The sequence below is a fragment of the Methylobacterium sp. A52T genome, assembly GCF_053346095.1.
In genome coordinates, this window is the sequence record NZ_JBKFBI010000001.1 from 14,907 (window position 1) to 26,835 (window position 11,929).

At 65.5% G+C, this 11,929-nt stretch carries 10 protein-coding genes and 1 tRNA gene; 8 read left to right on the top strand and 3 right to left on the bottom strand.

Going from position 1 to position 11,929, the window contains the following annotated elements; translation table 11 throughout:
* Nucleotides 1-235: 235 nt before the first annotated feature.
* Nucleotides 236-574 (top strand): hypothetical protein, encoded by a 339-nt coding sequence (locus tag ACLBYE_RS00080; RefSeq protein WP_447692519.1) that lies wholly within the window; start codon nt 236-238, stop codon nt 572-574.
* A gap of 10 nt (nt 575-584) precedes the next feature.
* On the opposite strand, the gene ACLBYE_RS00085 is transcribed toward ACLBYE_RS00080, so the two are convergent.
* Nucleotides 585-1,409, bottom strand: a complete 825-nt coding sequence (locus ACLBYE_RS00085; protein WP_447692520.1) for a class II glutamine amidotransferase — start codon at nt 1,407-1,409, stop codon at nt 585-587.
* 118 nt (nt 1,410-1,527) lie between these two features.
* Entirely contained in the window at nt 1,528-3,297 is a 1,770-nt protein-coding gene (locus ACLBYE_RS00090) for an N-acetylglutaminylglutamine amidotransferase (protein WP_447692521.1), read from the bottom strand.
* Between the two features lie 253 nt (nt 3,298-3,550).
* On the opposite strand from ACLBYE_RS00090, the gene ACLBYE_RS00095 reads away from it, so the two are divergent.
* The 3 genes from ACLBYE_RS00095 to ACLBYE_RS00105 all read left to right on the top strand — a co-directional run bounded on the left by ACLBYE_RS00095 (nt 3,551) and on the right by ACLBYE_RS00105 (nt 5,557).
* Nucleotides 3,551-3,625 (top strand) — tRNA-Gly (locus ACLBYE_RS00095).
* Nucleotides 3,626-3,884: 259 nt separating this feature from the next.
* The gene (locus ACLBYE_RS00100) at nt 3,885-4,634 is read left to right on the top strand and encodes a DUF5131 family protein (RefSeq protein WP_447692522.1); all 750 of its coding nucleotides are present in this window, start codon (nt 3,885-3,887) and stop codon (nt 4,632-4,634) included.
* Complete coding sequence (locus ACLBYE_RS00105; protein ID WP_447692523.1) at nt 4,631-5,557, top strand: three-Cys-motif partner protein TcmP; 927 nt, start codon at nt 4,631-4,633, stop codon at nt 5,555-5,557. Before ACLBYE_RS00100 ends, ACLBYE_RS00105 begins: the two co-directional genes overlap by 4 nt.
* 421 nt (nt 5,558-5,978) lie before the next feature.
* Here the strand turns inward: ACLBYE_RS00105 and ACLBYE_RS00110 are convergent, their stop codons facing one another.
* A complete protein-coding gene (locus ACLBYE_RS00110; RefSeq protein ID WP_447692524.1) occupies nt 5,979-6,332 on the bottom strand; it encodes a hypothetical protein in 354 nt (117 codons plus the stop codon).
* A 635-nt stretch (nt 6,333-6,967) separates the two neighbouring features.
* Here ACLBYE_RS00110 and dndC point away from each other — a divergent pair.
* Genes dndC through ACLBYE_RS00130 form a run of 4 tightly spaced genes read left to right on the top strand, consistent with a single transcriptional unit; the run spans nt 6,968 to nt 11,905 of the window.
* Complete coding sequence (gene dndC / locus ACLBYE_RS00115) at nt 6,968-8,077, top strand: DNA phosphorothioation system sulfurtransferase DndC (protein ID WP_447692525.1); 1,110 nt, start codon at nt 6,968-6,970, stop codon at nt 8,075-8,077.
* Nucleotides 8,078-8,086: 9 nt separating this feature from the next.
* On the top strand, nt 8,087-8,293 hold the full coding sequence (locus ACLBYE_RS00120; RefSeq protein WP_447692526.1) for a hypothetical protein: 207 nt from the start codon (nt 8,087-8,089) through the stop codon (nt 8,291-8,293).
* Nucleotides 8,283-10,367: a DNA sulfur modification protein DndD gene (gene dndD / locus ACLBYE_RS00125; protein WP_447692527.1), complete on the top strand. Its 2,085-nt coding sequence runs from the start codon at nt 8,283-8,285 to the stop codon at nt 10,365-10,367. Before ACLBYE_RS00120 ends, dndD begins: the two co-directional genes overlap by 11 nt.
* On the top strand, nt 10,367-11,905 hold the full coding sequence (locus ACLBYE_RS00130) for a type IV secretion system DNA-binding domain-containing protein (RefSeq protein WP_447692528.1): 1,539 nt from the start codon (nt 10,367-10,369) through the stop codon (nt 11,903-11,905). The genes dndD and ACLBYE_RS00130 overlap by 1 nt, the downstream gene beginning before the upstream one ends.
* The last annotated feature ends 24 nt before the right edge of the window (nt 11,906-11,929 follow it).

Genomic DNA, 11,929 nt, shown 5'->3' on the forward strand with positions numbered 1-11,929 from the left:
GCGTGCTCCACGCTGCGCGCGGCGGGCCGCGGCCCCGCCGCGGGAAGACGAACTGGCTGGGCGCCGAGTCGACCCAGGAGCAAATTCAGCACGGATTTGTGTCGCCCCGGTAACGCGATGTTCATCGCATCTCCGATCCCGCCGCATCATCCGGTGGACCGGCGGTCGCCATTAAGGAACGATTAGGCAGGACCGCGCCTCAATCCTTCGATCACAGGATCGCAGGAGACCGGCGATGGAGATCCGAACGCTGACATCCACGACGCCGGGGCCGCAGGGCCTCGACGCGCTCGGAGCGACGGCCGCCGCCGCCGTGACCCAGCAGGCGCCCGAGCCCGAGACCCCCGCCAAGCCGCTCGAGCCCGCGGTGAAGCTCGACATCGGCACGAACGGCGGCAAGGCGCGGTACATCCAGGATCCGGACACCAGCTCGATCGTGTTCCAGGTGGTCGATCCGTCGTCCGGCAACGTGATCGACCAGCTCCCGAGCGAGACCGCCCTGCGCAATCGCGCCTACGATTCCGCCCGCAGCACGCAGGGTTCGCAGAGCGGCAGCCTCTCCCGCGTCGCCTGAGCGGCGTCGCTCAGGCGCGCAACCGGCGGATCGAACCGTCGACCGGCGGCGCGGCAAGGCCGAACTGCGCCAGCGGCAGGATCTCCACCGGCGCGTCCCGCCGCGCGACGAGCACGCTGTTCTCGGCGACCGTCGTCCAGGTGCCGTGATCGCGGTCGAGCGGCTCCGAGGCGATGACCACGCCACCCTCCGAGGCGCGGTAGTAGAGCGAGTTCGCCTTGTCATTCGCGGCGTAGCGGAACGCGTAGAGATCGCGTCCGTCGGCCAGCGCCGCGGTGAACCGGAACGGATGCGGCCCGGCGAGATCCGTGAGGCGCGCGAGCGCGCGCGCCGTCGCCTCGACCGGATCGCGGCGCGGCCCCGGCCCCATCAGGCCGCAGCCCAGCAGCCCGAGGAAGATCGCCTCGGAATCGGTGGTCCCCGCGCGCGACGGGTACAGCTCGTCTGGGATCAGCGCCTCGACCGGCCGCCGCAGGCGGCTCCAGTCGCCGATATAGCCGTTGTGCATGAACAGCCACGGACCGCAGGCGAAGGGATGGCAGTTCGGCCGGGTGATCGGCGTCCCGGTCGCGGCGCGCACGTGCGCGAAGAACAGGTGCGAGTGCAGGTGCCGGCACAGGTAGCGCAGGTTGTCGTCCGACCAAGCGGGCTGAACCTCGCGGTACCGGCCGGGCTCCGGGTGATCGCCGTACCAGCCGAGCCCGAACCCGTCGCCGTTGGTCGCCGCGGTCGATTCGAGCGCCGCGATGCTCTGCGAGACGAGGCTGTGGGACGGCTCGGTGACGTAGTGCTCCAGCGGGATGGTGCGTCCCGCGTAGGCGATCCAGCGGCACATCGACGGGCTTCTCCGGGTGTCTGTCGACCGGCTGATCCGGGACGATCGTGGACAAAGCGCGGCACCTTGAGCGCGCGATCGATCACGATCCGTCGCGAAAGGCGTGCCGCGGCCCGTCTCAGACGCCGTGCGTCTGGAGCCAGCTCTCCAGAAGGGCCACCTGCCAGAGCTTCGAGTTGCCCTTGGGCGTCAGCGTGCCGTCGGGATCGGCGAGCAGGTGATCGACGTAGGCGCGGTTGAAGATGCCGCGCGCGCGCGCCTCGGGACGGTCCAGCACGTCGCGGACGTAGTCGAGGAACGGGCCGCGGATGTGCTTCAGCGCGGGAACGGGGAAGTACCCCTTCTCGCGGTCGATCACCTCGGCGGGGACGACAGCCCGCGCGGCCTCCTTGAGGATGTACTTGCCGCCGTCCCGGACCTTGAGCTCCGCCGGGATGCGGGCCGCCAGCTCGACGAGGTCATGGTCGAGGAACGGTACCCGCGCCTCGAGGCCGTAGGCCATCGTCATGTTGTCGACCCGCTTGACCGGATCGTCGACCATCATGACCTCCTGGTCGAGTTGCAGAGTCTTGTCGATGGCGCTGTCGCTCCGCGAGTTCGCGAAGAAGGTCGCGATGTAGTCGGTGCTGTGATCGCCGCCGACCATGTCGGGCGTCAGGGCCTCCCGCATCTCGGCATGGTCGCGGTCGAAATACGCCTTCGCGTAGTCGGCGACCGGGTCCGTCGAGCCCATCAGCTTCGGATACCAGTGATAGCCGCCGAACACTTCGTCGGCGCCCTGCCCGCTCTGGATCACCGTCACGTGCTTGGCGACCTCCTGCGAGAGCAGGAGGAAGGCCACCGCGTCGTGGCTCATCTGCGGCTCCGACATCGCCGCGATGGCCGCGGGCAGCGCCTCCAGCGTCCGGGTGCCGTCGACCGCGAGCTTCGTGTGGTCGGTGGCGAAGGTCTCGGCGATGATGTCCGAGTACTTGAACTCGTCGCCCTCGACCCCGTTCACCGCGTCGAAGCCCACCGAGAAGGTCTTGAGGCCCCGCTGCCCGCCGCGCGCCAGCAGGGCCACCAGCAGCGAGCTGTCCAGGCCGCCCGAGAGGAGAACCCCCGTCGGGACGTCGGCGACCTGCCGGCGCTCGACGGCGGTGCCGAGGGCGTCGAGGACGGCCTCGCGCCAATCCGCCTCGGTCCGGCCACGGTCGGCCGCGCGTGGGCCGATCGCCAGGGTCCAGTAGGTCGACGCGTGCCGCGTCCCGTCCCGCTCGATCGTCAGGACCGTCGCCGGTGGCAGCTTGCGCACGCCCTTGAGGATGGTGAGCGGGGCCGGGACGCCCGCGTGCCAGGTCATGTAGTGGTGGAGCGCGACGGGATCGATCGCGGTATCGACGTCTCCGGCGGCTAACAGGGCCGGGAGCGACGAGGCGAAGCGGAAGCGGCCCTTCGTCTCGCTGTAATAGAGCGGCTTCACGCCGAGCCGGTCGCGCGCCAGCACGACCCGCCCGGAATCCCGCTCCAGGATCGCGAAGGCGAACATGCCGGCGAAGCGCTCGACGCAGGCAGTTCCCCAGGCGTGGAAGGCCTTGAGCACCACTTCGGTGTCGCTCGTCGAGAAGAACGCGTAGCCCTTCGCCTCGAGTTCGGCGCGCAGCGCGCGGAAATTGTAGATGCAGCCGTTGAACACGATCGCGAGCCCGAGGGCGGGATCGATCATGGGCTGCTGACCGGCCTCGGACAGGTCGATGATCTTGAGCCTGCGATGGCCGAGAACGACCCGGCCGGAACCGAAGAGCCCCGCCGCGTCGGGCCCGCGCGGCCGCAGAGATCCCATCATCGCGTCGACGGCGGCGGGGTCGGCCGGCCGGTCGAAGCAGATCTCGCCGCAGATTCCGCACATGGTGTCAGCAGGGTCTCGGTCCGGCGCCACGCGCGCTTCGTCGAGCGAAACGGCCCGCGCGCCGCGGCGTTCCGCCGACCCCGCCGGGACGGCGCGCCGGGCTCCCGCGGGGCCGCCCGGGGATCACGACCGGGGATGCCGGACCCGTTTGACGCCGTCGCCCTCGAACTGCTAGACCATGGCCGTACATGAGCGCACGGCGCCGTTCGGAGTTCGCGCTCCGCGACGGGTCGTATCCGTGCCGACCATGTCGGCGGGCGTAGTTCAGTGGTAGAACGTCAGCTTCCCAAGCTGAATGTCGTCGGTTCGATCCCGATCGCCCGCTCCATGATTTTTAATGGCTTAGTCGCCCAGACTGGTATCACCGGCGAGCGTGATACCAGCGTGATACCAGTCGCAGGCACTGGCGGAGCCTGGCGCTGATTCGAATGCGCCGCACCGAATCCTCACCACGTAGCGATGAATGACGCGGTCCGACGAAACGCGGGCACGGCTTCAGCGCGACCACGGGTGCCAAGACGCCTGAAGTTGGGGGCCTCACAACCAACGGGTCGTCCGTTATCCCGGCGGATGCTAGGTGTTCGCGCATGGCCGACGTAACCGCCATCGAGTGGACCGATGCGACTTGGAACCCGGTGACGGGCTGCACCAAGATCAGCCCCGGCTGCGACAACTGCTATGCCGAGCGCTTTTCAGAACGGTTCCGTGGCGTGCCGGGTCACCCATTCGAGACTGGGTTCGACCTGACCCTTCGCCCGACGCGCTTGGAGCAACCGCTGGCGTGGCGCGAGCCGCGCATGATCTTCGTGAACTCCATGTCGGACCTGTTCCACAAGGAGGTGCCCGAGGAGTTCGTCGCTCGCGTCTTCGACACGATGGAGCGGGCGAATTGGCACACGTTCCAGCTCCTAACGAAGCGCTCCTCCCTCATGCGGGATTTCCTCCGTCGCCGGTACGGCGCGAGCCGAGGGCCGGCGCACATCTGGTGCGGGGTGTCGGTCGAGGACGGGGTGAGGGTCTCGCGCATCCGTCACCTTCGCCAAGCTCCGGCCGGCATCCGGTTTCTCTCTATCGAGCCCCTGGTCGCGCCCGTCGGTCGGCTCGACCTCGAAGGCATCGACTGGGTCATCGTCGGCGGCGAGAGTGGCCCCCGCGCCAGACCGATGGACCCGGAGTGGGTCCGGGAGGTCAGGGACCAATGCGTCGTGGCCGATGTGGCCTTCTTCTTCAAGCAATGGGGTGGATTCCGCCCGAAATCCGGCGGCCGCAGCCTGGACGGACGGGAGTGGAGCGAGTTTCCTGTCGCTCAACGTCGCTCTAAGGTTGCCGCCGGATGACGAAGAAGCCCAAGGAAGGCGTCGGCCCTTGGGCTAAGGAGAAGCTGGACGCACTGGGCGAGTACCTTGGGTTCTACACCAAGGTGCTCAAGAACCAGGGTTGGTGGTGCCGGGGCACCATCTTCGTCGACGCGTTCGCCGGCCCCGGCCGGGCCAAGGTTCGGACCAAGCCGAAGGCGGCGCCGGAAGTCAGCCTGTTCGACACCGAGCCGGCCGCGGACGCCGAGGCGGTCGAGTACCTCAAAGGCTCACCCCGCGTGGCGCTCGACGTAGAGAACCCGTTTTCGCGCTACGTCTTCATCGAGCGCAACCCCGAGCGCGTCGCCGAGCTGCATGCGCTGGCGGAGGAGTACGGCGATACCCGCCGCATCGTCGTGAAAGAAGGCGACGCGGCCACCGAGCTCCAGGCCATCCTCGACAGCGGCATCAACTGGAAGCATCACCGGGCGGTGGTCTTCGTCGACCCGTTCGGGATGCACATCCCATGGTCGACGTTGGAGGCGCTGGCGCGGACCGGCGCCATTGAGGTGTTCGTTAACTTCCCGCTGGGCATGGCCATCCAACGGTTCCTCGTGCGCAGCGGTAACATCCAAGAGAACTGGCAGGCGACGCTGGAAAGCTTTTTCGGGAGCCCGGATTGGCGCATCCATGCCTACGAGGAGCGCGACGGTCTGTTCGGAGCCGAGACACTCAAGCTCGCCGATTCCGGAATCCGTCTATTGGAATGGTACCGTGGCCGACTCAAGGAGTCGTTCGGCCATGTCTCCCCGGGGCGGCTAATCCGAAACTCTCGGGGTGGTCACCTGTATTACCTCGTCTGGGCAGGGCCCAATAAGAAGGGCCTCGACGGCGCGCAGCACATCCTGAGCAAGGGCGACCGGGTGCCTCCAGCACGAGGAAGCAAGCTGAAGATCTCCGATTAGGCTGTGGAACAGGCTGGCATGTTCGCCGCATCGAGGGCCCGGCGCCGGCGACGCGCTACATGGGCGAGCCTGGCGTGGCCGACGTCTGCTTGGCTTACCGCCGAGAGCTCCTCATCGCGCGGCCGACGACGTGGGCATGCGGGCGGTTCGATGCGTTGCCGGCCGGAGCGCGAGATGACACGTTGAGGGCATGAGGACCCTCACCGCCCTGGTCGCCGCGATGCAGGCCCGCGAGGCCGCTCGGCAACACGGGGCGAACCCCCGCCTACATCATCGAGGCCGACACGACCGGCACGCCCGTAACGTGGGTACTGCCTGGGCACGGCACCGTCCGGCGCTATCCCGGCGGCCGGTGCGTGCGCGTCCGCGATGGCGTCGAGCCTCCGACGACGGGGTGGGGCCACCCCGTCGCCACCAAGACCTAGGCCGTGTTGGAGCCTGCCTCCGCCTCGGCCCTGGCCATGGCCTGCCGCCCGTCGCCAAACTCCAGGCAGAATGCCTCCGCTTGGTACAGGTCGACGCAGCGCCAGTAGAAGATCGTCACGTCGGCATCGCGCTTGCCCTGGGACATGAGCATGAGGCGCCCCCACCCCTTCAGGCAGGCGATGCCAACTCCGCCGCGCTCGCCGGCGTGGGGAAACACGGCGACGACCATGTCGACCTCCGCGAACCGCTTCCGCAGCCATTCCGGGTCCTTTGAGACACCCCGCGAGATGGCCCGGTCGGTCGTGGCGTTGGCCTCGTCCAGGTAGTGCTGGATCTGCGCGACCGACATGCCACGCATCATGGTCAGGGTCGGACCCTTTGGGAGACAGATCACATCATCCCGACGGTCGCCGCCTGCAGCCATTCGTCGCTTCTTCTCGCCCATTTCGTGACCTCCGTCCTTTCGATGGTCACAGCCTGAATGGCGAAGGTTACTTGAAACCGAATCGCCGAAGATCGTTATCTGTTGTGGTGTGCATTCGCTTTCCTCATACCATGGAATTCAAGTAACTTGCTTCATAAAGACCACTTCCCCTTGTGCGAAGGCGTCTCACTTTATCGGATCGTTCGTAAATCGACTTCAATTTTATCAAGTTGGTTTGTTATGCCCCCCTCGGAGCATGCGTGCCGGCGAAGGCCCGTATCGGGTCGTCGTAGCTGCGGACGCCATGCTGCCAGACGACGGCCTCGTGCATCGGCGCCGTGAACCTCGGCGCTGCGACGCGGACCGAGCGGAGCTACTGCCGCTCCACCCCTCGCATGGCGCGCGCCCCACCTATGCGTGCCCAGTTTGCTACAAGCGTGACCGTGATAGCCGATGGCGGTTGAAACCGTTACAAGCTGGCTCGCCGCCAGGGCGAGCACGATGTAAGAACACCTAAGGGAGCCATCGACGTTAGATGTTGGGGCCGGCGCGAGGTGTCGATGGTCGATTTAGACCACATCAGGAAAGAGATTGCTGAGGAATACGCTCAGCCTCATAAGCATCCATGGATTATTGGGTTCTCCGGCGGCAAGGATAGCACTCTCGTCGCCCACCTTGTTTTTGAGTTTCTCCTGTCTATCCCGCGCAGCAAACGCACGCGCCCGGTCCACATGGTGGCGAACGACACCCTTGTGGAAAGCCCGCTTGTCGTGGCGCATCTTCGCCAAGTTACTGCCGAGATTCAGGATGCAGCCCATGCGTTCGATCTGCCGGTGACGGTCGCCATTACCTCTCCGGAGCCTGACAAGTCATTCTGGGTGAACCTCATCGGTCGCGGTTATCCGCCGCCAAATCGCACCTTCCGCTGGTGCACGGACCGCATGAAGATCCAGCCTACGAGCCGCTACATCAAGGAACGCGCCTCGGAGAGCGGTCAGGTAATTTTACTCCTAGGGGTTCGCCGGTCGGAGAGCGCCACCCGTGCTAGCACGGTCGCGCGCTATGACAACGGAGAGCGACTCAACCGGCACAACGACCTCGTCGAATGCATGGTGTTCCGGCCCATCGTCGAAATGACGACGAAGGAAGTCTGGTCCTTCTTGGCCATGAACGAGCCTCCCTGGGGTGGGTCGCATGCCTACCTGATGAAGCTCTACCAGGATGCTTCCGGTGGCGAGTGCCCGGTTATGACCCAGAAGAACGAGGTCGCGGCCTGCGGGACTTCCTCGTCGCGCTTCGGTTGCTGGACTTGCACGGTGGTCGACAAGGACCGCAGCCTCGAAGGATTCGTCGAGTCCGGCTACAAGGAGTTCGGCCCCCTGCTGGATTTCCGAGACTGGATTGCTTCCATCCGCAATGACCGGTCCCGCCGAATGGCACGGCGCCGTAACGGTGAGGTGACCATCACCAACGACGGCGTCTTTGTCCCCGGCCCGTTCACGCCGACCACTCGCCGGGAAATCCTTGACCGGCTACTGAAGCTGCAGAACACAATCGGGCAACCTCTGATAAGTGAGGAAGAGCTCGACCTCATCCACTCGATCTGGTCGCATGACGCCGTCATCATGGCGTCGGCGGTAGGGCGGGATCTGGTGCCGAGGCGGTTCTAGGGGAGAGAGATGTCGCGCAACGTCGTCGTAATCCTGGATCAAAAGGAAGGGCGACAGCTCGTCGTCCGGTTATGTCGCAAGTACGGCGTGAGGATAGCGGAATTCGAGGAACTTGTTCAGGCCGAACTTGCCCAAGTTGGCAAGCAAAAGAAGCGCGGCCTCTTCCTCGAATTCGACGATATCTTGGACCGTATGGACGACATCGATGCATCTTAAGTCCATAACATTACGCGACTGGAAGGCTTATACGGTCGCCAAGTTCGATTTCCCCTCTCCAACACCGAACAAGAACCTGGTCCTCATCGGCGCCCAGAACGGTTTCGGAAAGACCAGCTTCTTCGAGGCGGTCGTACTGGGCCTGTTCGGCAAGGATGGGATGCCGCTGATCGCGCGCGCGGCCTTCGCGGATGTCGGCGTCGAGCGCCTCACAACCAGCTACCGTGCCTTCATGGAGAAGGCCATCAACCGGAACGCCGTACGCAACGGCCGTACAAGCTGCTCAGTAACCTTGCTCTTCGGGCTGGACGAGGAGGACGAGGAAGAAATCGAGATCAAGCGCATCTGGAACTTTAGCGACAACGGGACCTTCAAGCCCGCTGACGAGGAGATCCAGATCTTCGAGGGCGCGCGCCGCAAGCCCGTGGGCCCGCACGCCTACTCTGGCGAGGACCGCGTCGAGTGGTTCCGCGACTACGTTGCCAAGACCTTCCTACCATACTACCTCGCCGCGTTCTTCCTGTTCGACGGCGAGCAGGTGAGCACCTTCGCCGAGCGCGAAATGAGCGCACAGGTTCAGAACGGCATTGAGGGACTGCTCGGCATCCCTGTGCTCCGAGAGCTCGCCCAGGACTTGCGAAACTATGCTCGCGACCGGCGCCGGGAGACGCCGTCCGGCTCCAACAGCACGCTGGCCCGGCTGGAGCAGGACCGAGAAGAATTGAACGCCAAGCTCGCCGAGGCGCAGGCGAAACTCGACGCGGTGTCGCCCAACCTCCTAAACATGGGCCAGGAGCGCGAGCGTATCACCCGGGAGCTGGACAGCTATGGAACCGGCTCGCAGGCTCAGCTGCAGGAACAGCTCTCCAGCCTGAACCGGTACAACTTGGAGGCCGAACGCGCTCAGGAGCAACTGCACACGTTGCTGGCCAGCGACGTGGCCTTGGCCTTGGCCGGGCGCGCGCTTCGCGACGAGACCGCGGACCAGCTCAGGCGCGAAGAAGTTCGGGAGGGTTGGGAAGCAGGGCGCGCCCAAGGCGACCGCAACCTCGAACGCTTCGTAGACATGTTCGCGAAGGCCGTGACGAAGATCGAGCCGACTCTGCAGGACAAGCAAGTGACCGGCGTGCGCGAGGCCATCGGCACTTGCTGGGAGTCACTCTGGCACCCCCCGCCGGACGATTGCGCCGACAGGATCATGCACGTTCACCTCACGTCCGCGGACCGCCAGCGCACGCGGCAGAAGCTCGCTGACGTCGCCGAGCTCGGCGCGCCTCAGGTCCTCACACTCGTCGACCGGGTCATCGACGCCGAGGTCGAGGCCTCGAAGATCAAAGAATCCATCTCTCGACTCGAAGGGGTGGCGCCGCAGCTTGAGGAAAAGCGCGACCGGCTCCGCACTCTGAACAGCGAGATAGACGGGGCCAACAAGGAAATCGGCGGGCTCCGCAACGAGGTCGCGGGCCTGACTGGCCAAATCGAGACGAAGAACAAGGACATCGCGCGGCTGGGAGCGCAGATGGACCAGGCACAGCCCGCCCTACGGCGCGCCACGCGCGGCGACAGGATGGCCGCCCTGATCGACGACATTGTGAAGGAAGCTGTCCCGAGCCAGATCTCCGAGATTGCCGCAGCCATGACCGCGGCCCACCGGACCATGGCGCACAAGAAGGATCTGGTGGAGCGGGTCGACATCGACGAGAGCTGCAATGTTCGGCTTCTGAACAGCCGCGGTGATGACGTGCGCGACCTCGACCTCTCGGCCGGCGAGAAGCAAGTTTTCACGCAGGCCCTGATCTCCGCGGTGGCGCAGGTGTCTGGGCGCGTCTTCCCAATGCTCATCGACACACCGTTGGGACGCCTCGACGTCGCGCACCGTCGCGGGGTCCTGCAGCACCTTATCGAGCGGAAGGGACAGGTCATCCTACTGTCGACCAACACTGAGGTCGTCGGCGAATACTACGAGCTCGTCCGGCCGCACGTTCTGCGCAGCTACATCGTGGAGCACGATCACGTCGACGGCGTGGGAAGCTCGGTTCCGCGCGATGGCTACTTTGAGACTGAGGGACGCTGATGGCGATTACGCTGGTTGACGTCGCCGGGGCGAACTTTAGGCCCGACGGGGAAGGCGACAAACTCAACGACACGTTCATGAAGCGGCTTGGCGTTAAGGCCCGGTACGTGCCGGCTCGCCTGGCAATCGCCCGCTCGCTTGCCGCCCAGGGAACGCCATCGCTCATCGGCGACAGCATCGAGCTGGGTAAGTCGGTCAAGGGCGACACCCTGTTCGGAACGGGCGCCAATCTGTCGACATGGTTCGCCCTCATCACGCAGAAGTCCGGTGGTAACATCGCCACCCTCAAGGACCTCACCGCGCTCGTCACGGCGCATTGGAGTCGAGGTCTATCCCTTCTGGATTCGGAGTGGAGACACGCCGATGGGCAGGAGAGCGCCTTCATCCGTCGTCTAGTCGATGTGGCCGGGCTCCCTGCCAAGGGCGGCAGCCGCGCGTCCGATGCCGGCATGCTCGACGTCTCGACGGAGTCCGGGCCCATCGGCGTCCCCATCGGCGAGATCTCCAACGATCTGTCGACCAAGAACAAGGTCGAGTGGGTCCTGAACGGTCCCGGCGGCAGCCCTCATGCCGCCCTCATGGGCGGTGTCGGGTCCGGCAAGACCAGGACAGCAGTCGCGATGCTGCGGGCCATCCGTGAGCGGTCCAGGGTCCCTTTCATAGCCTTCGACTTTAAGGGCGACCTGACGACCGACTCCGAGGGCAAGGGCTACGGCTTAGAGCGCGTTTTCGAGGCGACGGTCATTCAGCCGCCGCGTACGCCCATTCCGCTCGACGTGCTCGCCCTCGGCACCCGCGACAGCTTCAGCATCTCCGAGGCCGCGGTCCGATTCAGGGAGTCTTTTGGCAGGTTGAAGGGCTCGGCGCTCGGCGCGAAGCAACGGCCGGCCGTCGCCGAGGCCGTTGAGAACGCCCTTCAGGCGCACGAGCCCTGCGAGCTCTCGCACGTCCGGGACGCTTTGCGGCTAGTCTACGATAACCGGGGAATGCCGGAAGACGGCGCGACCGCGGCCTTGGAGGACATCTGTCGTTTCCCGCTATTCACCCCGACCATGACACCGGCGGAGTTCTTCCGCCGGAGCTGGGTGATCCGTTTGCCGCAGGAAGTGCCCGAGACCTGTCGCGGTATCGTGGTAAACCTGATGCTCGACGCGCTCGACACCTACCTTAACAGCCTGCCAGATTCACCAATGCCGGACGGTCGGCACAGAGCTCTCCGGGCGCTCTGCGTCATCGACGAAGCCCACCGCGTCCTTGGAACCAAGCTGCCCTCGCTTGGCAGCCTCATCCGCATGAGCCGCTCCAAAGGCGGTGCGGTCATGCTGATCTCTCAGTCGCCCGACGATTTCTCCGGCGAGGAAGACGACTTCCTCAGTGAGATGGGGATGATCGGCGCATTCGGAACGAACGCCAAGCCGGCTGCCGTAAGCCGAATCTTTGGGAAGGGGGCCAACCTGTCAAAGCTTTCGACAGGCCACTGTGTTGCAAAACTCCGCGGAGAGGAGAGCGCCCGCCGCGTGCTTGCCTGGGAGAAATAGGCCGATAGCCCGGGCACCTGCTCA

Bases quoted from the DNA above. Each gene is read 5' to 3' on its own strand.
- ACLBYE_RS00080 (WP_447692519.1), top strand. From the start codon at position 236: ATGGAGATCCGAACGCTGACATCCACGACGCCGGGGCCGCAGGGCCTC.
- ACLBYE_RS00085 (WP_447692520.1), bottom strand. From the start codon at position 1,409: ATGTGCCGCTGGATCGCCTACGCGGGACGCACCATCCCGCTGGAGCAC.
- ACLBYE_RS00090 (WP_447692521.1), bottom strand. From the start codon at position 3,297: ATGTGCGGAATCTGCGGCGAGATCTGCTTCGACCGGCCGGCCGACCCC.
- ACLBYE_RS00100 (WP_447692522.1), top strand. From the start codon at position 3,885: ATGGCCGACGTAACCGCCATCGAGTGGACCGATGCGACTTGGAACCCG.
- ACLBYE_RS00105 (WP_447692523.1), top strand. From the start codon at position 4,631: ATGACGAAGAAGCCCAAGGAAGGCGTCGGCCCTTGGGCTAAGGAGAAG.
- ACLBYE_RS00110 (WP_447692524.1), bottom strand. From the start codon at position 6,332: ATGTCGGTCGCGCAGATCCAGCACTACCTGGACGAGGCCAACGCCACG.
- dndC (WP_447692525.1), top strand. From the start codon at position 6,968: ATGGTCGATTTAGACCACATCAGGAAAGAGATTGCTGAGGAATACGCT.
- ACLBYE_RS00120 (WP_447692526.1), top strand. From the start codon at position 8,087: ATGTCGCGCAACGTCGTCGTAATCCTGGATCAAAAGGAAGGGCGACAG.
- dndD (WP_447692527.1), top strand. From the start codon at position 8,283: ATGCATCTTAAGTCCATAACATTACGCGACTGGAAGGCTTATACGGTC.
- ACLBYE_RS00130 (WP_447692528.1), top strand. From the start codon at position 10,367: ATGGCGATTACGCTGGTTGACGTCGCCGGGGCGAACTTTAGGCCCGAC.